This is a genomic window from Clostridium sp. NSJ-145 (genome assembly GCF_021044725.1).
GTDB classification, from domain to species: Bacteria; Bacillota; Clostridia; order Clostridiales; family Clostridiaceae; genus Clostridium; species Clostridium disporicum_B.
In genome coordinates, this window is the sequence record NZ_JAJNOS010000001.1 from 60,744 (window position 1) to 81,682 (window position 20,939).

General features: G+C 29.7%; 21 protein-coding genes. All 21 read right to left on the reverse strand.

Annotated features, from left to right (window positions below):
- Positions 1 to 60: 60 nt before the first annotated feature.
- A complete protein-coding gene (locus LQE93_RS00370) occupies positions 61 to 1,218 on the reverse strand; it encodes a THUMP domain-containing class I SAM-dependent RNA methyltransferase (RefSeq protein WP_055265870.1) in 1,158 nt (385 codons plus the stop codon).
- A 15-nt stretch (positions 1,219 to 1,233) separates the two neighbouring features.
- Positions 1,234 to 1,770, reverse strand: coding sequence for a bifunctional pyr operon transcriptional regulator/uracil phosphoribosyltransferase PyrR (gene pyrR / locus LQE93_RS00375; protein WP_055265871.1), 537 nt, complete (start codon positions 1,768 to 1,770; stop codon positions 1,234 to 1,236).
- An 11-nt stretch (positions 1,771 to 1,781) separates the two neighbouring features.
- Positions 1,782 to 2,690 carry an RluA family pseudouridine synthase gene (locus LQE93_RS00380; protein ID WP_055265873.1) on the reverse strand — a complete coding sequence of 303 codons (909 nt, stop codon included), beginning with the start codon at positions 2,688 to 2,690 and terminating at the stop codon, positions 1,782 to 1,784.
- 126 nt (positions 2,691 to 2,816) lie between these two features.
- Positions 2,817 to 3,419 carry a DivIVA domain-containing protein gene (locus LQE93_RS00385; RefSeq protein ID WP_055265875.1) on the reverse strand — a complete coding sequence of 201 codons (603 nt, stop codon included), beginning with the start codon at positions 3,417 to 3,419 and terminating at the stop codon, positions 2,817 to 2,819.
- Between the two features lie 19 nt (positions 3,420 to 3,438).
- A complete protein-coding gene (locus tag LQE93_RS00390; RefSeq protein WP_055265877.1) occupies positions 3,439 to 4,206 on the reverse strand; it encodes a YlmH family RNA-binding protein in 768 nt (255 codons plus the stop codon).
- An 18-nt stretch (positions 4,207 to 4,224) separates the two neighbouring features.
- Positions 4,225 to 4,665, reverse strand: a complete 441-nt coding sequence (locus tag LQE93_RS00395; RefSeq protein WP_442870527.1) for a cell division protein SepF — start codon at positions 4,663 to 4,665, stop codon at positions 4,225 to 4,227.
- 18 nt (positions 4,666 to 4,683) lie between these two features.
- Positions 4,684 to 5,334, reverse strand: a complete 651-nt coding sequence (locus LQE93_RS00400) for a YggS family pyridoxal phosphate-dependent enzyme (protein ID WP_231071845.1) — start codon at positions 5,332 to 5,334, stop codon at positions 4,684 to 4,686.
- A gap of 126 nt (positions 5,335 to 5,460) precedes the next feature.
- A complete protein-coding gene (locus LQE93_RS00405; RefSeq protein WP_055265881.1) occupies positions 5,461 to 6,195 on the reverse strand; it encodes a DUF881 domain-containing protein in 735 nt (244 codons plus the stop codon).
- Positions 6,196 to 6,546 carry a small basic family protein gene (locus tag LQE93_RS00410; protein ID WP_055265883.1) on the reverse strand — a complete coding sequence of 117 codons (351 nt, stop codon included), beginning with the start codon at positions 6,544 to 6,546 and terminating at the stop codon, positions 6,196 to 6,198.
- A gap of 15 nt (positions 6,547 to 6,561) precedes the next feature.
- A complete protein-coding gene (locus tag LQE93_RS00415) occupies positions 6,562 to 7,281 on the reverse strand; it encodes a DUF881 domain-containing protein (protein WP_055265885.1) in 720 nt (239 codons plus the stop codon).
- Positions 7,282 to 7,292: 11 nt separating this feature from the next.
- Positions 7,293 to 8,066: a cell division protein FtsQ/DivIB gene (locus tag LQE93_RS00420; RefSeq protein ID WP_055265887.1), complete on the reverse strand. Its 774-nt coding sequence runs from the start codon at positions 8,064 to 8,066 to the stop codon at positions 7,293 to 7,295.
- Between the two features lie 144 nt (positions 8,067 to 8,210).
- A complete protein-coding gene (gene spoVE, locus LQE93_RS00425; RefSeq protein ID WP_055265889.1) occupies positions 8,211 to 9,335 on the reverse strand; it encodes a stage V sporulation protein E in 1,125 nt (374 codons plus the stop codon).
- Positions 9,336 to 9,358: 23 nt separating this feature from the next.
- The gene (gene mraY, locus LQE93_RS00430; RefSeq protein WP_231071619.1) at positions 9,359 to 10,321 is read right to left on the reverse strand and encodes a phospho-N-acetylmuramoyl-pentapeptide-transferase; all 963 of its coding nucleotides are present in this window, start codon (positions 10,319 to 10,321) and stop codon (positions 9,359 to 9,361) included.
- 41 nt (positions 10,322 to 10,362) lie between these two features.
- Positions 10,363 to 11,730, reverse strand: coding sequence for a UDP-N-acetylmuramoyl-tripeptide--D-alanyl-D-alanine ligase (locus tag LQE93_RS00435; RefSeq protein WP_231071621.1), 1,368 nt, complete (start codon positions 11,728 to 11,730; stop codon positions 10,363 to 10,365).
- 14 nt (positions 11,731 to 11,744) lie between these two features.
- Positions 11,745 to 13,190, reverse strand: a complete 1,446-nt coding sequence (locus LQE93_RS00440; RefSeq protein ID WP_055265896.1) for a UDP-N-acetylmuramoyl-L-alanyl-D-glutamate--2,6-diaminopimelate ligase — start codon at positions 13,188 to 13,190, stop codon at positions 11,745 to 11,747.
- An 85-nt stretch (positions 13,191 to 13,275) separates the two neighbouring features.
- Entirely contained in the window at positions 13,276 to 15,471 is a 2,196-nt protein-coding gene (locus LQE93_RS00445; protein ID WP_055265898.1) for a stage V sporulation protein D, read from the reverse strand.
- Positions 15,472 to 15,593: 122 nt separating this feature from the next.
- Positions 15,594 to 16,064: a hypothetical protein gene (locus LQE93_RS00450; RefSeq protein ID WP_055265900.1), complete on the reverse strand. Its 471-nt coding sequence runs from the start codon at positions 16,062 to 16,064 to the stop codon at positions 15,594 to 15,596.
- Between the two features lie 35 nt (positions 16,065 to 16,099).
- A complete protein-coding gene (gene rsmH / locus LQE93_RS00455; RefSeq protein ID WP_055265901.1) occupies positions 16,100 to 17,032 on the reverse strand; it encodes a 16S rRNA (cytosine(1402)-N(4))-methyltransferase RsmH in 933 nt (310 codons plus the stop codon).
- Positions 17,033 to 17,044: 12 nt separating this feature from the next.
- A complete protein-coding gene (gene mraZ / locus LQE93_RS00460; RefSeq protein WP_055265903.1) occupies positions 17,045 to 17,473 on the reverse strand; it encodes a division/cell wall cluster transcriptional repressor MraZ in 429 nt (142 codons plus the stop codon).
- Between the two features lie 287 nt (positions 17,474 to 17,760).
- Entirely contained in the window at positions 17,761 to 18,858 is a 1,098-nt protein-coding gene (gene ychF, locus LQE93_RS00465; protein WP_055265905.1) for a redox-regulated ATPase YchF, read from the reverse strand.
- 292 nt (positions 18,859 to 19,150) lie between these two features.
- Positions 19,151 to 20,938 carry an ABC transporter ATP-binding protein gene (locus tag LQE93_RS00470; protein WP_231071623.1) on the reverse strand — a complete coding sequence of 596 codons (1,788 nt, stop codon included), beginning with the start codon at positions 20,936 to 20,938 and terminating at the stop codon, positions 19,151 to 19,153.
- Position 20,939: the final 1 nt, after the last annotated feature.

Consider the following 20,939-nt stretch of genomic DNA (forward strand, 5'->3'; position numbering starts at 1 on the left):
AATTTCTTAACAGAAAAAAATCCAGTATAAACTGGATTTTCTCATTAACTTTTAATTAAATTAAATGTGGTTTATTAACATATCTCCATCATTTTTAATTAATGTATTATCAAAATATTGATAATAATAACATTTTATTTTACCATTATATAATTTTCTATTCTTACTTGCTTTTCTTGCAAATGGTCTTTCAAAGTTTTCAAAAGAAGTTAATATATTAAAATCCCAAGTATTATGTATCTTTTTATATTCTCCAAATATTCTATAAAGTTCTCCTACTTCATCCTTATCTCCTAATCTTTCTCCATAAGGCGGATTAGTTATAATAAATCCATTTTTATCTGAAGTCTTAAATTCTCTAAAATCTCTTTTTTGGAATTCTATATATTTTGAAACACCAGCTTTCTCAGCATTACTTCTTGCAACTCTTAAAATTCTACCATCTATATCATAACCAATAAGCTTAATATCATTATGCTTTATGCTTCTTTCAGCACCTTCTTTAACTTGTTCATAGATTTCACTACCTATTGTTGGCCAAGTTTCTGATACGAAATTTCTACATAATCCTGGTGCTATATTTTGAGCTATCATAGCAGCTTCTATTAATATAGTTCCTGATCCACAAAAAGTATCAACTAAAGGATAATTTCCTCTCCATCTAGATATTAATACCATTGCTGCTGCTAAAGTTTCTTTTAACGGTGCTATTCCAGCTTCCTCTCTATATCCTCTCTTATGTAAACCAACACCACTTGTATCTATAGATAGTGTAACTACATCTTTTAATATAGAAACCTCAATTTTATAAACAGGTCCATCTTCCTCAAACTTATCTATTCCATAACTCTCACTCATACTTGTTACTATAGCCTTTTTAACAATTGATTGACAATCTGGAACACTAAATAAAGTAGATTTCACAGATTTACCCACTACATGCATTACCCCATCTTTAGGAATGATTTCACTCCATTTAACTTTTTTAGTACCTTGAAATAATTCTTCAAAGGTTCTAGCTTCAAATTCAGCCATTTTTATAAAAACTCTGTCAGCAGTTCTTAAATGAACATTTGCTATAGCAATATCCATTTCATCGCCTACAAAATGAACCTTACCATTTTCTGTTTTTAAATCTTCATATCCTAACGCTTTTAATTCCTTAGCCGTTATTCCCTCTAATCCAAAGGTAGTAGTTGCAACTAAATTATATTCCATTCTTTTTCTCCTTTTTTATGATTCATATATTTTCACTGAATCATCTTCATCTATCTCTGTTATCTCTACTGCTACAATTTCTGATTTTGATGTAGGAATATTTTTACCAACATAATCAGCTCTTATTGGCAACTCTTTATGCCCTCTATCAATTAACACAGCTAATTGTATTGATTTAGGTCTACCAGCATGAATTATCGCATCTATAGCAGCTCTTACAGTTCTACAAGTGTATAAAACGTCATCTACAATTATAACTTTTTTGCCTTTAACCTCAACACCTAAGTCTATATTTTTAACCTCTGGCATATCCATTATTTCTGATATATCGTCTCTATATAAAGTAATATCTACATAACCTACTGGAACTTTTATTCCTTCAATATTTTCAATATTTTCAGAAATTCTATTAGCAATAGGATAACCTCTTCTTTTTATTCCTATTAATACTATATCTTCAACACCTTTATTTTTTTCTATAATTTCATGAGATATTCTTATTAAACTTCTTCTTATAGCGTTTTGATCTAATAAGTTAGCTTTTAATTTCATAGTTAATCCTCCTATCTTAACTTTCTTATTAACTCTTCAAAATATTCTGGAAGATCTGATGTAAACTCTATGTATTCACCTGTACTAGGATGTATAAACCCTAAGGTTTTTGCATGTAATGCTTGCCCTTCAATTTTAAACTTTTGTTTTTTGAATCCATATGTTTGATCACCTACTAGTGGATGTCCAATTGATGCCATATGTACTCTAATTTGATGAGTTCTTCCTGTCTCTAAAGTACACTTTATTAAAGATACACCTTTATCATATTGTTCTAAAACTTCATAGTGAGTAACAGCTCTCCTTCCGTCTTCCACTATATCCATTTTTAATCTATCCTTCTTATTACGACCTAAAGGTTTATCTATAGTACCTGACTCTTTAGAAAACCTACCTTCAACTAATGCATAATATTCTCTTTTTATAGAGTGATCTTTAAATTGTTTTGCTAAAGAATTATGTGCTTCATCATTTTTAGCTACAACTAAAATTCCTGTAGTATCTTTATCAATTCTATGTACTATACCAGGTCTTATAACACCATTTATACCTGACAAATCCTTGCAATGATATAAAAGCCCATTAACTAAAGTTCCACTATAATTACCTGGTGCAGGATGTACTACCATATTCTTAGGTTTATTAACTACAATTACATCACTATCTTCATAAACTATATCTAATTTTATATTTTCAGCTTTTACATCTAGCTCTATAGGTTCTGGTAAAATCACTACTACCTCATCGTTTATCTTCACTTTATAATTACTCTTTATTATTTTACCATTTACCGTTACAGCTTTTTCTTCAATAAGACCCTGAATAAATGATCTAGTTTTTCCTTCAATAACAGTAGATAAATATTTATCTATCCTTTCTCCAGTATTTTCTTCAGTAACTTTCAATATTATTTCTTCCATATAATTTATTTCTCCGTTTATAATAATTCTTACCACATTATAATATATCTATATATGTTACTCAAGTATTATACAATAATAAATCATATAAAATTAAAAGAGACGTCTCCGTCTCTTTAATATGTATTAGTTTTTTGCGAAGAAACTCTTGATTTCGGAAATATCATCATCTTTAACAGTATTGCTCTCACTTTCCTCATTTACGTTTGACTTCGTCTCAATCTCTTTACTACCTAACTCTAATTCTTGTATAACTTCTGAAACATTATAGTTTTTAGTTAAATCTTTTTCTAACTCATCAAAAGTTTGAAGTTGTGTATTCATAAAGCCTCTAAATTTTGCTCTAAATTTAATAAACTCTTCTTTAACTCTCTCATATTCATCATTTATTCCGATAACATCACTATGTGCTTTATCTAGAATTTTTTGAGCAGTTTCATTTGCATTGTTAACAATTAAGTCTGCTTCTTTTTGTGAACTCTCCTTTGCTTGCTCTGCAGCATTTTGAGCTAATAATAATGTATTCTGTATTGTAGCCTCAAGTCTTTCATAATGGTCAACTTTATCTTTAAGTCTTGTAACAGTTTCTTTTAGTCTTGAATTTTCTTTATATAACTCTTCATAATTTTCAACAACTTCATCTAAAAATTCATCAACTTCATCGGGATTATATCCTCTAATTCCCCTCTTAAATTCTTTATTATTAATATCCATTGGCGTTAATTTCATTTTTCCCCCACCTCGTTCTTTAAATATATTTCTTTATGTTAACTTTAAACCTACCGCTTTTAGTATTACCTACAATATTCCCCATAATATACTTACCTACTCCAGCGATAGTTATCCTTTGTCCTTCTTTAACTTCTAAGCTTTTGCTATTTACTTTACAGTAATCTACTAAAATTTTATTTTGATTTATTAAGTCCAACGCTTTTGACCTTGATATATTTGAAAGCTTAGACACAATACTATCTAATCTTAACGATGATACATTAATTATAACTTCTAAAAAGTTAACCTTAGATAATGTTGTGTCATTTATCACTTCACAGCTAACCGGTGATTTACCTACGGAATTTAATGATGATATAACATACTCAACAACATCCTCATAAACCGGAACAACTGCATAGTTTTCATAAACTCTTAAGTCCCCAAACTTCTCTCTCTCCATACCTAAGGCCATAATTGAGCCTAGATAATCTCTATGAGATAAAGAATCAAACTTTGATTTTTTTTCAATTTTTATTAACTTATATGGATAATCACTTCCATATATATTATTAAAAGATAGTACCCTTCTATCACTTTCTTCAAAGTATCCATTAGCTTCTACCTTAAAATTTTTCGAATTAAAATTGTTAACAAAATATAACCATATGTTTGGAGTACAAAAACTTCTTGAAAACAACGGTATTTCCTTTTCATAAGCTAACTCCATCCATTCATATATTTTTACAACTTCATCTCTTTCTTCTTTACTAAAGTTTCTTATTACTTCTTCTTTTTTTATCATTAGCTATTTTTAGCTCCTCTATTTATTCCAGCTAAATAAAGCTTTACTGCTTATTTCTGTTTTTAATTCGCTAGAAACTTCAACATTTGAAGGTGATAAAAGATATACTCTTTGTTCAATTTCTTGTAATTGTGCTCCTAAGACACAAACGGCACCACTTATGAAATCAACTAATCTTTGTGCTACTTTTGCCTCTAATGCTGTAGTATTAACAACTATAATCTTTCTATTTTTAAGAGCATCTGCAATCTCTTTAGCTTCTTCATAACTTGATGGTTTTACAACCATAATCTTTGGTGAAGCACTATTGTGTATATTAACAACCTTATTACCCTTTTGCTTAGATATAATAGACTCGACTTCTTCTATTTCTTCCTCTTCTTCATTTTCTTCTATATCTTCAAAATCCTCATCATATTCTCCAAAAACCATTTCTTTAAATTTACTTAACATACTCATTATAACTCCTCCTACAATTTATCTTGCTCCAAAAATTCCAGTTCCAATTCTTATTAAATTAGATCCTTCTTCTATTGCTATTTTGTAATCATGGGTCATCCCCATTGATAAAATTTCCATTGTTATATTTTTATAATTACTATTTTTTAGAGTTTTAAAAATATCATAAGTCCTTCTAAAGTAATATCTATTTTCTTCATCATTACCTTTTGGTATTATAACCATAATACCTTTAACTTTAATATTTTTACATTTCTCTACAGCTTCAATTAATTGATCCAATTCTTCTTCTAATATACCACTTTTAGACGATTCTCTTCCAATATTAATTTGAATTAAAACATCGGCAGTAATATTTTTCTTTCCATATTCTAATTCAATTTTCTCAAGAAGCTTTATACTAGATAAAGAATGAATTAAACTTACTTTACCTACTATATATTTAACCTTATTCGTCTGAAGAGCCCCAATTAAATGCCATTTTATATCTTTAGGTAATTTTTCGTATTTATCAACTAATTCTTGCACCTTATTTTCGCCAAAATTTCTTATACCAATATCATAAGCTTCTAAAATATCTTCAACTGGCTTTGTCTTAGATACAGCTACAAGTTGTACGTCATCTGGTATAGAATTTAAAATCTCTTTAATTTTACCTTTTATATCTATAATTAGTCCCTCCTTTATGGAGAATCTTCTACATATTTTTATTCTCCAAAAACCCAAAATTTCCTTCATAAAATTCACATTTTCATAAAATTTTTTTAATAATTTTATTATAAAAATTAGTTTTGCTTAAGAATCTGCTCTTTCCATATATTGAAAGTCTAGGATTCTGTTTGTTGGTGGAAAATATAAGTCCTCTCTTTTTTCAACTTCTATTTCTAAGCCTCTTATTATAAGCCTATTTAGATAACTTCCATCCGAGAATAAAGCAGCTTCTAATTCTTCTGGCTTTCCTAATGCATAAAAATAAAATGGCTGCCCTTCTATTGTCTGATTATTATCATTAAAGCCTATAAAAGCCCATTCACACTGTACTCCAGTATCGTTTAATACTCTATAACCATTTATCGCTATAGCCTCAGCCCCTATAGCTCTTAATTCATTTATTAATAAGGCTGCATCAGTTGCATGCAATGTTCTTCTATCAATTTCATATGAAGTGCTTTCACTTATATCATAATATCCATCTTTTATTTTTATTACTATACCACTACCTTCTAATGCTGTAGTTCCTGCAATCTCACTGTAGTCACTAAGCTGCAACTTCATATCGTCTATTACCTTCTGGTGTTTTTCTTCCCCTTGATTGTAATCCCTTAATTTATACATAATTTCGTTATTATTTTCTTTTAAATCAGATATTTCTTTATATAATAAATTTCGTTGCTCAATTGCATCCTTATATTCTATACTTTTCATTGAAAAAAAAGTATCTACTTTACTATCACCAAAACTAATAGATATAAGCGTACCTGTTATAATTGCCGCAATAAAAATCAATATTTTATCTATATGCTTCTTCACTTAATCACCTCTTTGTCGATTTTTAAGTTTTTCAAGCAAGAATCTTCTTATTATTGCGAAATTATCAAATATACGTCCTCCAAAAACAATTACTGCTGCTATATATATAGGAATTCCTAATTTATCGCCTAAATACGCAAGTGCTGCCGCTAAAATAGCATTTCCTACAAAGCCTGAAATAAAAATATCCGGTTTAAAACTTTTAGATAAACTTGCACGTAACGCTCCAAAAACTGAGTCTAAGCACGCTAAAATTGCCACAGACATATATGGAGAAAATTTATCAGGTATATTCACATTCAAAACTAATCCTAGTAGTACACCTACTAATAATCCTATAAATCCAATCATAACTATAATCCTCCTTTATTGTACAGGCTTTATATATTCATTTCTTAAACTTTGTGTAGTCTTATTTATAACTATATCATCACTAGTTTTTGTCTCTACACTATAATTTTTCAACGCTCCATACGCTAAAGAATTACCATAGCTTACACCTACATTAAGCTTTGCTTTATCTCCTATAGCCTTTATTACTATTTTAGATTTTGGATCAACTAATCCAACTGTTCCTATAGAAATACTTCTCCCTGACGTTTTAATTCCTGTTTGAGGTGTTATTCTAATATCATTTACTGAAATAGCCTCAGCTCTTGAATACCATAAAAGGTTTATAATATGAATTAATTCCTCTTCGCTAATCCCAACTGTACTATCTGTAGTATTTTCTCCAAAAATAGTTGTTTTAGGTGTAATTGTTATTACTATTCCTGAGCCTTTAACATCTAACAATCCTAAATGCATCCTTGCATTATCTAACTGTTTCTTTATTTCATTTTCTAAAGCTCCTTCTTCAGCTGCAACTTCTTCTAATCGCTTAATCTCTTCAGATAAGGTTTTATTAGTTTCGGACAGTTCTTCTTTTTCTTTTTTCAATGCTTCTATTTGATATAAAATATCTTGATTTTGTGCAGTAGACTTTGCATCCTCTTGTAATCTTAACATTTTAAATTGGTATGTTAATAAAAATCCTAAAATTGCACATACTATAGCAACCACAAGTTGTGATATTATTTTTTTCATAAATACTCCCCCTAGCTTGATATATTCTTAATTATAGGTGGTCCATCAAAGCTAACGTCTATATATCCTTTAGTTAACTTAATTTCATCTGACAATAATATTCTATAAACATTTTCCATTTTTTCATGTAGATCGGAATCATCACCAAAAAATATTTCCACATTTCCAATTCGACCTTTTATATTTACAATATCTGCAATATTTATTTCATCAAATTTAATAGACTCTCTATTTTGAGCTATGTAAGGATAAAATTTCTTTAATATACTAGGAAGTATCTCATCATCATTAATTTTTTCACCAAGTGATATCTTTTCTGATTCTATTCCTGATATTTTCACTAAATTTCTCCCTTCTATGCTATCGATTTCTTCTATCACTACTAAATCTTCATTTATAACTTCTATAACTCCATTATTCTCAACATAAAACACAGGAGACTCTTCAACTATATTTATAACTAATTTAGATATCCCTTTTCTAGATATCTTAACCTCTTTAACATATTTATCTTGCATTAATGCACTTTTAATATCATTTTCATTTATAATATAAATATTTTCTCCAATAAAAACTTTTAAATTCTCTTTCAAGTTATCAGAACTTATTTTAGATGTCCCAATCACATCGATTGTTTTAATATTAAAGATAGGCGCTTTAGTTAAAAACAAAAGTATAGCAATTGTTAATACAATCATTATCATTATCATCTTTTTCAACTTTTTCTTTCTTTTTTTACTCTTTAGATATTTCTTAATCTCATTACTTTGTTTATATTCTGTCATTTTGCAATATTTCATCCTTTTCTAAATATATCTATATATAATAATATCATTTTTCTTCAAGTTTTTCACCCAAAATTTAGTTACAATTTTATTACATTATTTACATTAACAACAAAAAGTACCTCTATATTTAGAGGTACTCTCTTAAGTTACACTTTTTTCTATTTGTGATGATATATTTAATAGAATTCCCATTGCCATAAGATTTATTACTAGTGATGTTCCTCCATAACTTATAAACGGCATAGGAACACCTGTTACAGGCATAGACCCTGTGACAACAGCAATATTTATTATTGCTTGAACTGCAATTATTGAAGTAATACCTACTGCAAGTAATTTACCATAAGTATCTTTAGCCTTCATTGCTACTCTTATTCCTCTCCAAATAAGAAATAAAAATAATCCCACAATGAACAAGCATCCAACTAAACCTAACTCTTCTCCAATAATTGAAAATATAAAGTCATTATGTGGCTCTGGCATATATAAAATCTTTTGCCTTGATTCTCCTAATCCTAAACCTGTTATTCCACCTGCACCAAGTGCATAAAAAGATTGTATAAGTTGATACCCATCACCAGCTGCATCTTTCCACGGATCTATAAAGTTTAACATTCTAGCTCTACGATAATCAGAGCTAAAAATAAAGAATATAGCTAACGTAAGCATAGCCGGAAATATTATTCCAAATAAATGCTTAATTTGTCCACCCGCAACAAAAAGCATTATAAATGTCACAATCATAATGATCGTAGCAATACTCATATTCTTCTCTGCTAATATCATCGCAGCAAAAAAACCTGCTACACCTAAATAAGGTACTAGTCCATCCCAAAATCTTTTAATTCTATCACCTTTCATATCAATACTCATAGCTAAAAACATAACTACTACGTATTTCGTTAACTCAGAAGGTTGAAATGATAATATACCTAATTTAATCCATCTTCTAGCTCCATTTACTTCTGGAAAAAAGAAAACTGCAATTAACAATGGAATTGTAGCTATTAATAAATATGGTGTTATTTTTTTTAGCTTATGATAATCAAATTTCATCATCATTACTAATGCTATTACACCAATTATAGCAAATGCACCTTGCCTTATTAAGTAATACATACTGTTTTTATATTTAAACATAGCATAGAAAGAGCTAGCTGAATAAATCATAACTATTCCTATAGCCAACAATAGAAATAAAGAATAGAATATACCATAGTCTACTTCCCCTAACTTCTTTTTATTTAGGGGTTCATTAAATCTCATAAACACTCCTCCATATTAAATTTCTAAAGTGCCCAGAATCCTATCATGCATAAAATAACAGTTACTATTGAAAATACTGTTACAATCTTAACTTCGCTCCATCCACATTGTTCAAAATGGTGATGTATTGGAGCCATCTTAAATATTCTTTTATCAGTTAATTTAAATGATGTTACTTGAATAATTACAGATAATGTTTCAAGCACATATATTCCTCCTACTACTGGAATAAGTAGAGGTATCTCTAATATAATTGCAATTGTTGCAATTGCTCCACCTATAGCTAACGAACCAGTATCTCCCATAAATATTTTTGCTGGATATGCATTATATTTTAAGAACCCTATCAATCCACCTATTAAAGCTATACAGAAAAGACCAACTGAATCATGTCCTAATATAAATGCGCTTACTGCAAAAAATGTTAAAACTAAAACTGATACTGTAGATGCTAAACCATCTAAACCGTCTGTTAAATTAACTGCATTTGTTGTTGCTGCATAAATAAAGATTACAAACGGAATATAAAACATTCCAAGAGCCACTTTTTTACCTAAGAAAGGTATTATCATACCTGTACTTAAATTTAAATATCCATAATACGCTATAGCTCCAGAGAAGACCAATAATAGGACCATCTTTTGCCAAGCTTTTAATCCTTCGTTATCCTTTTTTATTATTTTAAGTAAATCATCTAAAAATCCTATAAATCCAAAGGCTATAAGTGAGTATAAAGCTATCATAGCTTCATCATTCCACTTTAATCTTAAAGCAATCATCGTAATTAAAGTAGATCCTATAAATATTAATCCACCAATTGTCGGTGTACCGGCTTTTTTAAGATGGCTTTGAGGTCCTTCTTTTCTTATGTTTTGTCCGAATTTTAATCTTCTTAATGCTGGTATAGCAATAGGCCCTAATGCTAATGAAATTAGCAAACTTAGTACCGCTGCTATTGCATATTTTGATGTTATTATGTTTATCATTTTATCCCCCATTTTTCACTGCTAAAAGCAGTTCACCTCCTCTAATATATTGAGATAGATTCAAGCTCATTTACTACCTCTTCAAATTTCATTCCCCTAGATGCTTTAACTAAAATAATATCATTTTTATTTATATAATCTTTTAGTTTATCTAAACATTCATCTTTAGTTTTAAATGCAACTATACTTTTACCTTTATAGCCACTTCTAAATTCTTCAATATTTTCTCCTATGACTATTAACAATTCAACTTTGTCAGTTGCATAACTTCCAACTTCAGCATGAGCTTCTTTAGATTTAGAACCTAACTCATACATATCACCAAGTATAGCAACCTTTCTTCCGCCGTTATAAGTAGCTAAAACATCTAAAGATGATTTCATTGAATCCGGGCTAGCATTATAACAATCATTTATAATTGTTATATTTTCTTTTTTTATAACTTGCAATCTCATCGATGTTGCTTCTAAATTTTCTAGTCCTTTGTTCATATCTTCAAAAGATAATCCTAAGTTTAATGCAATATCAATTGCTAACATAGAATTTAAAACATTATGCTTTCCTGCCATAGGTAATTTAAATGTAAATTCATTCCCCTTATGATGGGCAGTAAATTCTGTAGAGTTCTCTCTTAATATAATATTAGTAGCGTAAACATCATATTCATGATTATATCCAGTTTTTTCAATTTTAAAACATTTATTATCTAATTTGTTTAATAGTCTATCTTCTCCATTAACAACTAAAACACTATCCTTATCAAAGAAATCAGTAATCTCCATTTTAGCTTTTAAAATATTTTCTTGTGTCTTAAGATTTTCTAGATGAGATAAACCAATATTAGTTATAACAGCCATATCAGGAAGAGCTGTCTTAGCAAGATTGTGTATCTCCCCTAAATCGCTCATTCCCATTTCTAAAACTGCCACATCATATTCACTAGTTAATTCAAAAATCATAAGTGGTAACCCTATTTCACTATTGAAATTCCCTTTAGTCTTAAAGACTTTAAACTTATGACTTAAAAAAGCTGCAACTAAATCTTTTGTAGATGTCTTTCCTGTTGATCCAGTTACCCCAATAACTTTTAGATTTAACTTTTTTCTATAATAGTTAGCTAAATCTAACAAAGCTTTATGACAACTCTCCACTTTTATTATTGTTCCTTCTTTTTTAATATCTGCCTTATCAAAAAATACTTCATCTACTAATACTATATTTGCACCTTTATCAATAGCTTCAATGGCATTTTTATTTGGGTTAAATTTTTCCCCCTTTAAAGCTACAAAAATATTGCCTTCTTCAATCTTTCTAGTATCAATACAAAACTTATTAAACTCTTTTTTGCTACTATCTATAATAATTTCACCTTTTATAGCATCCAAAAGTTCTTTGAAAGTTATTTCCATTACTACACCTCTTATTACTTATTTAAAATATCAGCAATTACTTCTCTTTCATCAAAATGCACCTTTCCTTCAGGCATTATTTGATAAGTTTCATGACCTTTACCAGCAAGTACTACTACATCTCCTGGCTCAGCCATATCCATTGCTAACCTTATAGCCTCAACTCTATCTTCAATTGCTAAATAGTTAGTTTTTTGTATATTACAACTAATCTCTTTTAGAATAGCAATAGGATCTTCTGTTCTCGGATTATCAGATGTTATAATTACTAAATCTGCTATTTCGCTACCTATTCTACCCATTTCAGCTCTTTTAACCTTATCTCTATCTCCACCACTACCATAAACAGCAATTAATCTATTTTTTGTAAGTATTCTTAAAGTTTCTAAAAGATTTTTCAATCCATCTGGTGTATGAGCAAAGTCTATTATTAATTCATAAGGAAGGTTGTACTTGATCCCAACTCTTTCGCATCTACCAGGAACTACTACATCTAATAAACCGCTTTTTATATTTTCTTCACTTATTCCTAATGTCTTAGCTGCTGCTATACATCCTAATGCATTATGGACATTATATTCTCCTGGCAAAACAAATTCATATCTTGTACCATTAACTGTAAATATAGTATCTTGGCCTATAAACTCAACTTCTGTTGCCCTATAATCACTTTCTTCACTAATAGAGTAAGTTATAGCTTTTTTATTTAGTTTTTCTAAATCTCTAATTACATTGTATCCGTAGTTGTTATCTACATTTATTATAGAATAATCACTTCTTTCAAAAAGCTTAAATTTTGCATCATAATAATTTTCAAACGTTTTATGGAAATCTAAGTGATCTCTTGTAATATTAGTAAATATACCTATATCAAAATGACAGCCATATACTCTATCTAAAGCTAAAGAGTGAGATGATACTTCCATTACACAATATTTACAACCTTTATCCACCATATTCTTAAATAATTTTTGTAACTCTAATGATTCTGGAGTAGTATGAGTAGATTCTATCTTTTCATCACCTATATAATTAGCTATAGTTCCAATTAAACCAACTTTTTCTCCTGACTTTTCTAAAATTGATTTTAGTATGTATACACTTGTTGTTTTACCATTAGTTCCTGTAACACCAATTAATTTAAGTTTTTTTGTTGGATGATCATAATAATTAGCTGCCATAGTAGCTAATGTTTTTCTTCCTTCATCAACTTTAATAATAGTTACATCATTTGATTCATTAACTAATTCTATATCTTTCTCACATATTATTACTCTTGCACCATTTTCAATTGCCTTATTAGCAAAATTATGTCCATCAACCTCAAACCCTGAAAGACATACGAAAATGTCATTGTTAGTGACTTTTCTACTATCATACTGAATATTGACTATTTCTTTATCTAAAGTTCCTTTTACTACTTTATAATTTACCCCATCTAACAATTGTAATAGTTTCATTACTTCATCTCCTCTTATAAATAGATATCTTAAAAGATAAAAATTTAGCATGTGATATTCCACATGCTAAACTAATGGCAAACTTCTAATCTCCGTAATCCGAAGTAAGTATAAGTTTTACCGTATCACCTATAACAATTACCTCTCCTTGTGGAGTGCTTTGATTGCTAACAACCCCATCTCCCTGAAGAGTATAATTAATTCCTAAGCTTTCTAATAGTTCTATAGCTGCCTCTTTAGAATATCCTATCAAATCTGGCATAACAACATTTCTATTATAATTTCCATCTCCATCAGTGTAAAGATTAATCTTTGATCCCTCTTTTACTACATATCCAGGATATGGTTTTATATCTGTTATTATAGACCCACTTCCTTCAATATTATACTCTAAATTGTTATCTTTGAGAACCTTTTTAGCTTCATCTAATGATAGTCCTCTTAATTCCGGAATTACAACTTCTCTTAAAATAGAATCATTATCCTTAAAAATTTCATCATTCATATAATTTATAATATCATCTATCAACACTTTAGCTACAGGAGCTGTTACAACACCTGCATAGTAATCACCATTACTAGGCTCATCTATACTAACAAAAACCGTAACCTTTGGATTGTCAGTTGGAACCATAGCAGCCATAGATGATATATACTTTCCTGATTCATATCCCCCAGTAACAGGGTTAACTTTTTGTGCTGTACCAGTTTTACCTCCTATATGATATCCAGCTATATATGATCTATTAGAACCGCCTTTATTAACTGTTCTTTCTAGATAATCTCTTAAAACTGCAGTCATCTCTTCAGATAAAACATTTTCTTTTACTGTTGGTTCAAAAACCTCGTCAACAACCTCTTCTCCTGTTGATGTTGTATGAGTTACAGTTTTCATTATATGTGGTTGAATAAGGGATCCACCATTAGCTAATGCATTAAATGCGGTCATATATTGTACTGCATTTACAGTGTTAGTTTGTCCAAAAGAAATTGTCGCTAAATCTGCTTCTTTTATTGATTCAGCACTTTTTATTATACCTTTTGCTTCACCTGGTAAATCTATTCCTGAAACCTGTCCAAAACCTAATTTCTTTATATATTCAGTTAATTTTTCCTTACCAATCTTTTCACCTAACTTCATAAATCCTACGTTACATGAATTCTGAAGTATTTCTGGTAATGTTTGCTCACCATGTCCCCCATGCTTCCAACATTTTATTGTATGAGGTCCTACTTGCAAACTTCCTCCACATGTAAACTTATCTGTCTCACTTACAAGACCTTCTTCTAATGCTGTTACCATAGTTACAACCTTAAATATAGAACCTGGTTCAAATGTATCATTCACTAAGCTATTTCTCCACATTTTTTGTAGTTTTTCAGCATCAGTGTTTCCAGTAAAATCAGAATATCCATCAAACGGATTGTTAGGATCAAAATCTGGTTTATTTACCATCGCCAAAACTTCTCCATTATTTGGATCCATTACTAATATTGAAACTCTAGCTGCTTTATTATCTACTAAAGCCTTTTCTGCAGCTTTTTCTGCAAAAGCTTGAATATTTTTATCTATTGTAAGGGTAACATCCTTACCTGTTATTGGCGCTGTAAACTTAGATATTGTATACGAAACATTTGCACTATTCCTATCTAATTCTGATATTCTTATTCCTGGAACTCCAGATAAATATTCATTATACTGTAACTCTACACCTGTCAATCCTTGTCCATCTACATTTGTACTTCCAAGAACATGTGCTAAAAACTCACCATTTGGATAATATCTTTTTGTATCTGGCGATACAATTACCCCACTTATTTCTAAAGCTTTTACTTTATCCGCTGCTTCTTTCTCTATTCTTCTAACAAGATTAGCAGATCCAGCATCAGCTCCACTTGGCAATTTAGTTTCTAACTTTTCAAGTACTTCATCACTTTCTAAATCTAAAGCATTAGCAATTAATGGCGCTATATCCTTTGTTTCCAACCCTTTCTTGTTTAGACTTTGTCTAATTGAATTAAGGTCAAAATCAACCCTATATACATCAGCAGAAACAGCAAGTTCTTCTCCATTTCTATCTAAGATTCTACCACGCCTTGCATCAATCCTTACTTCACTTGTCCATTGTTCTTCAGCTCTCTTAGCATAATCTTCTCTCTTAACAATCATTATGTAGGCTAATCTTAAGCTAAGAATTAAAAATGTCAAAGTTATCACACCAATAACGATTGTCATTCTTTTCTTCATAACTGCTCGGTCTTTGAATGATCTTTTACTCATAACTCTTCCCCCATACCCTGATGAATTAATGAATAAAAGAAAAAGTTAATATCTAATACTTATTCTTTCTAAAGCAATTTTAACTTATAGAAATCCTATAAAGGAATTCTATAAGTTATTCATTAATTCATCCAATTTGCTATTTTTGCTATTAGGCCTGTCTTTGTATTAGTTTCTTTTTTATCTTTTATGTGATCAAAATAATTCTTAGACATATCAATTGTTATACTGCTTGATTTATCAGGATAAGTCATATTTAATCCATTTATAGCTACATTATTTATATTATCAAGAGAAGATACCTTAAGTAAATCTACTTTCATAGCTTCACTTTTTGCTAATTCTACATCCATCTCAACTTCTAAATTTGATAAATTTTTTTGAATTTTATATACATAGCTATCAATAGTTAAACTAGCTACCCCTAAAATCGAAACAATAACTGCTGAAGATATTATTTTTATTCTGTTGTTTTTCCAGTCAAACTCTTTTTTTACTTGTTTCTTTTTTCTTTTAACTTCTTGCTCCTTTATCTTTCTTTCAGGTGCAAGCGCTGTATTTCCTCTTATATAATCATATTCTCTCACAACCATTTTATTCACATCTCCCACACATTAATTTACCCTTTTTATAATTTTTCAATTACCCTTAATTTTGCGCTTCTACTTCTTGGATTCATTTCCACTTCTTCTTTAGATGGATCTATTGCTTTTCTAGAAATCACCTTAACTTTAGCTTTTTCTCCACAAACACAAATCGGAAATTCCTTTGGACATCTACAAGCTACAGCTAAATCTCTAAATTTATTTTTTACTATTCTATCTTCTAATGAATGGAAAGTTATAATTGCCATTCTTCCACCTTTAGACAGCTTACTTACTCCATCTTCTATAGCTCTATTTAAAATTGATAACTCACTATTAACCTCAATTCTTATAGCTTGGAAAGTTCTTTTTGCCGGATGTGGTCCTTCTCTCCTAGCTTTTGCTGGTATAGCATTTTTTATTATTTCTACTAATTCTAACGTAGTTTCAATATTTTTTTCTTCTCTAGCATTAACTATAAATGTAGCTATTCTTTTTGCAAACTTTTCTTCACCATAATCTCTTATAATTCTATATAATTCATCTTCTGAATATGTGTTTACAACCTCATAAGCAGATAATTCATTTTCTCTATTCATTCTCATATCAAGAGGTGCATCTTTCATATAACTAAATCCTCTTTCTCCAGTATCTAGCTGATATGATGAAACTCCTAAATCCATTAGTATTCCATCTACCTCTTCAATATCTAAATCATCTAATATTTGTTTAATATTATAAAAATTATTATGTACGAATGTTACATTATTAAAATTCTGCAACCTTATGGCTGCTGCTTTTAAAGCGTCAGTATCTTGGTCAATACCAATTAAACGACCATTTTCTGACAGTCTTTTAAGAATTTCTGAAGAATGACCAGCACCACCAAGTGTGCCATCTACATAAATTCCATCTTCCTTAATATTTAAAGCATCTAAACATTCGTTTAAAAGAACTGAAACGTGATTAAATTCCATTTTAAAAACTCCTTATATTCCTAAATCGCCCATTTTGTCAGCTATACTATCAAAATCGATATCTGACTCATTATAGCTTTCCCATTTTTCCTTACTCCAAATCTCAACCTTATTTAAAGCACCTATAGTTACTATTTCCTTTTCAATGCCTGCATATTCTCTAAGATTTGCCGGAATTAAACCTCTTCCTTGTTTGTCTGTTTCAACTTCTGTTGCACCAGCAACAAAGAATCTTACGAAAGCTCTAGCATCTCTATTAGTTAGTGGTAAATTTTTTAATTTTTCTTCGAACTTCTGCCATTCATCTATAGGATAAGCATAAAGACATCCATCTAACCCTTTACTGATTATAAATTTCTCTCCTAAGCCCTCCCTTAATTTTGAAGGTACAACTATTCTATTTTTGCTATCTAGACTATGTTGATATTCTCCTATGAACATTTTGCACCTCAGAAATTCACTCTACATCTAACCACTTTTCACCACTTTTAACCACTTTATATATATTTTATAAAACTTTTATGCATTCTTCAAGTAGTTTTGCTACTTTTTAATGAGTTTTTCATTTTTTAAGCTAGTAATTTCAATGCTTCAGGCCTTTTTGTAATTTCTTGTAATTATTTTAAATAATTTTCAAATCATTTTTCGTACTTTTCTTTACATTTTTCTGAGAAAAAAATAGTGCATATATAATCTTTTCAAATTACATATACACTATAAAGTAATTATTATACGTTAAATCTGAAGTTTACAACATCTCCATCTTTCATAACGTACTCTTTTCCTTCTAATCTATATAAGCCCTTTTCTTTAGCAGCCGCTTCTGAACCACATGCTACTAAATCATCATATCCAACTATTTCTGCTCTAATGAATCCTCTTTCGATATCTGAGTGAATCTTACCTGCAGCAGCAGGAGCTTTTGTTCCTTCTTTTATAGTCCAAGCTCTTACTTCTTGTACACCAGCAGTTAAATAACTTATTAAACCTAAAAGTTTATATGAAGCTCTTATAAGCTTATCTAACCCAGACTCTTCTAATCCATATTCTTCAAGCATTTCTGCTTTTTCATCATCTTCTAATCCTGAAAGTTCTTCTTCAAGTTTAGCACAAACTACAACTACTCCTGAGTTTTCATTTTCAGCATATTCTTTAACTTTCTTTACATAATCATTTTCAAGATTACCACTCATCATATCATCTTCAGAAATATTGCAAGAATATAAAACTGGCTTAGATGTAATCATAAATAAAGTTTTGATAAATGCATCTTCTTCTTCTGTTACTTCTAAAGTTCTTATTGGTTTATTAGCCTCTAAATGAGCCTTAACTTTTTCCATTATTTCATATTCTGCTTTCGCCTTTTTATCCCCTGATCTTGCAAGCTTAACTCCTTTTTCCATTCTTCTTTCTAAAACTTCTAAATCAGCAAAGATAAGCTCTAAATTAATTGTTTCTATATCTCTAATTGGATCTACAGACCCTTCTACGTGAACAACATTTCCATCATCAAAACATCTTACCGCATGTACTATAGCTTCAACTTCTCTTATATGTGATAAGAACTTATTTCCTAATCCTTCTCCTTTAGAAGCTCCTTTTACAAGTCCAGCTATATCATAAAATTCTACAGCAGTATAAACTTTTCTTTTAGTGTTATACATTTTTTCAAGTACATCTAATCTTTTATCTGGAACGCTAACAACACCTACATTTGGTTCAATTGTACAGAATGGGTAGTTAGCAGATTCTGCTCCTGCTTTTGTTATAGCATTAAATAAAGTACTCTTCCCTACGTTTGGTAATCCTACAATTCCTAATCTCATCTAAGTACATTCCTTTCTTCCGTATACTAATACTTTTAAAATTATACTCTACAAACATTTTTATTTCAACCATTTAAAATATACAACCATATATAAATATACCTTAATACTATAAATTCACCCTATACTTAGATTCCTACCTGTAATACATTAAAACTTTTCACTATATCTCATTCATAATTTTCTCTTTGCACAACATTTTTCCCTATATCATCTAACATCTTTTATCATTTTCGCCAGCAAACTTTTCTCCATGCTACTGGGAATCTTTTCCGCTTTACGAAGCAAACAACTATGCTCCTTCACTTATAAATCTATACTGTGCCATGTAAAGATTGTAATAAGATCCTTTCTTAGCTAAAAGTTCTTCATGAGTTCCCATTTCACTTATTCCACCACTTTCAACCACCATTATCTTATCACAATCTCTAATAGTAGAAAGTCTATGAGCGATAACAAATGATGTTCTACCTTGTAATAATTTTTCTATTCCTTCTTGAACCAATTTTTCAGTTTCTGTGTCAATATTAGAAGTTGCTTCGTCTAAAATTAGTATTCTAGGATTAGCCAGCAAAGCTCTTGCAAAAGAAACTAATTGTCTTTGTCCCAAAGAAAGCCTTGAACCTCTTTCATTAACCTCTGTTAAGTATCCTTTCTCCATTCTCATAATAAAGTCATGAGAATTTACAGCCTTCGCAGCCTCTATAACCTCTTCATCAGTGGCATCTAATCTACCATATCTTATATTTTCCATTATAGAAGTAGAAAACAAGAAGGTATCCTGTAGCATTATTCCCATCTGTGATCTATATGATTCTAAATTAACTCCTTTGATATTCTTACCATCTACTAAAATTTCGCCATTAGTAGGATCATAAAATCTACTTAACAAAGAAATTATCGTAGTCTTTCCTGCCCCTGTAGCACCTACTAAAGCAACTTTTTCACCCCTATTAACTTTAAAATTTACTCTACTTAAAACTTCGGAACTGTTATTATAAGCAAAGCTTACATTTTTAAATTCAACTTGCCCACTAATTTTACCAATATTAATAGCTTCAGGTATATTCTCTATCTCTGGTTTTATATCTAAAATATCAAATATTCTATCTGCAGCAGCAAAATTAGTTATCATTGTATTATAAAAACTCGAAAGATTTGTAATAGGTCTCCAGAACATTCCTGTATACATTGAAAATGCAATCAATTTACCTATTTGTATTTCTCCAGACTGAATTAATCTATATCCTACAGCAAATACTATTAATGTACCAACTCCCCAAGACAATTCAACCAATGGCCAAAATAGATCATTCAATTTTATAGCTTTTAAAAATGCATCCTTTTCTTTTCTAACCATTTCTTTATAAGTCTTTTCTGTGGAATCTTCCTTGGCAAAAGCTTGTACCACCTTTATTCCTGAAAAATTTTCATGAGTAAATCCGTTTAAGTTTGACCTTTTATTTCTAAAATCATTCCACCTTTTTCTAGATTTTGTTTCAATACAAAACATAGATATTGCTAATAAAGGAAGCAATGTCATACATGCAATTGCAAGTTTGAAGTTCATAATAATCATTGCTATACATACACAAATTAAACTTAACCCTTCTGGTATTACAGTTTGTATACTTTGATTAAATAAATTCTTAAGTGCATTTACATCTCCAACTACTCTAGCAAGTATCTTTCCAACAGGTCTTGAATCAAAAAAGTCAAAAGATAAACTTTGAATATGACTATAAAGTTCTTTTCTAATATCTACTAACACAGTGTTTGTAACTTCTGAAATCATCCTCCATCTAATTCGCGATAAAATCCATGCAAAAATATTAATTATAACAAGAATTACTCCAATACCCAGCAATCCATTAACATTTTTATTTCCTACATAATCATCTATTGCTATCTGTAATAAGTATGGATTTATTATGCTACACATCATTACGAATATCATAAGCAATATTACAATTATAGTTTTAGATCTATGAGGTTTTAAATATACAAATAATCTTTCTATTATCTCAATCTTACTTCTTTTTAGAGTTTGTTCATCTTTATTTATTGCATTACTACCCATA

What these genes read in the sequence shown, in the direction of transcription:
- LQE93_RS00385 (WP_055265875.1), bottom strand. Translation starts at nt 3,419, where the DNA reads ATGAAATTAACGCCAATGGATATTAATAATAAAGAATTTAAGAGGGGA.
- pyrR (WP_055265871.1), bottom strand. Translation starts at nt 1,770, where the DNA reads ATGAAATTAAAAGCTAACTTATTAGATCAAAACGCTATAAGAAGAAGT.
- LQE93_RS00390 (WP_055265877.1), bottom strand. Translation starts at nt 4,206, where the DNA reads ATGATAAAAAAAGAAGAAGTAATAAGAAACTTTAGTAAAGAAGAAAGA.
- LQE93_RS00410 (WP_055265883.1), bottom strand. Translation starts at nt 6,546, where the DNA reads ATGATTGGATTTATAGGATTATTAGTAGGTGTACTACTAGGATTAGTT.
- ychF (WP_055265905.1), bottom strand. Translation starts at nt 18,858, where the DNA reads ATGAGATTAGGAATTGTAGGATTACCAAACGTAGGGAAGAGTACTTTA.
- spoVE (WP_055265889.1), bottom strand. Translation starts at nt 9,335, where the DNA reads ATGAGATTTAATGAACCCCTAAATAAAAAGAAGTTAGGGGAAGTAGAC.
- rsmH (WP_055265901.1), bottom strand. Translation starts at nt 17,032, where the DNA reads ATGGAATTTAATCACGTTTCAGTTCTTTTAAACGAATGTTTAGATGCT.
- mraZ (WP_055265903.1), bottom strand. Translation starts at nt 17,473, where the DNA reads ATGTTCATAGGAGAATATCAACATAGTCTAGATAGCAAAAATAGAATA.
- LQE93_RS00450 (WP_055265900.1), bottom strand. Translation starts at nt 16,064, where the DNA reads ATGGTTGTGAGAGAATATGATTATATAAGAGGAAATACAGCGCTTGCA.
- LQE93_RS00440 (WP_055265896.1), bottom strand. Translation starts at nt 13,190, where the DNA reads ATGAAACTATTACAATTGTTAGATGGGGTAAATTATAAAGTAGTAAAA.
- LQE93_RS00435 (WP_231071621.1), bottom strand. Translation starts at nt 11,730, where the DNA reads ATGGAAATAACTTTCAAAGAACTTTTGGATGCTATAAAAGGTGAAATT.
- LQE93_RS00470 (WP_231071623.1), bottom strand. Translation starts at nt 20,938, where the DNA reads ATGGGTAGTAATGCAATAAATAAAGATGAACAAACTCTAAAAAGAAGT.
- mraY (WP_231071619.1), bottom strand. Translation starts at nt 10,321, where the DNA reads ATGATAAACATAATAACATCAAAATATGCAATAGCAGCGGTACTAAGT.
- LQE93_RS00420 (WP_055265887.1), bottom strand. Translation starts at nt 8,066, where the DNA reads ATGACAGAATATAAACAAAGTAATGAGATTAAGAAATATCTAAAGAGT.
- LQE93_RS00395 (WP_442870527.1), bottom strand. Translation starts at nt 4,665, where the DNA reads ATGAGTATGTTAAGTAAATTTAAAGAAATGGTTTTTGGAGAATATGAT.
- LQE93_RS00445 (WP_055265898.1), bottom strand. Translation starts at nt 15,471, where the DNA reads ATGAGTAAAAGATCATTCAAAGACCGAGCAGTTATGAAGAAAAGAATG.
- LQE93_RS00415 (WP_055265885.1), bottom strand. Translation starts at nt 7,281, where the DNA reads ATGAAAAAAATAATATCACAACTTGTGGTTGCTATAGTATGTGCAATT.
- LQE93_RS00370 (WP_055265870.1), bottom strand. Translation starts at nt 1,218, where the DNA reads ATGGAATATAATTTAGTTGCAACTACTACCTTTGGATTAGAGGGAATA.
- LQE93_RS00380 (WP_055265873.1), bottom strand. Translation starts at nt 2,690, where the DNA reads ATGGAAGAAATAATATTGAAAGTTACTGAAGAAAATACTGGAGAAAGG.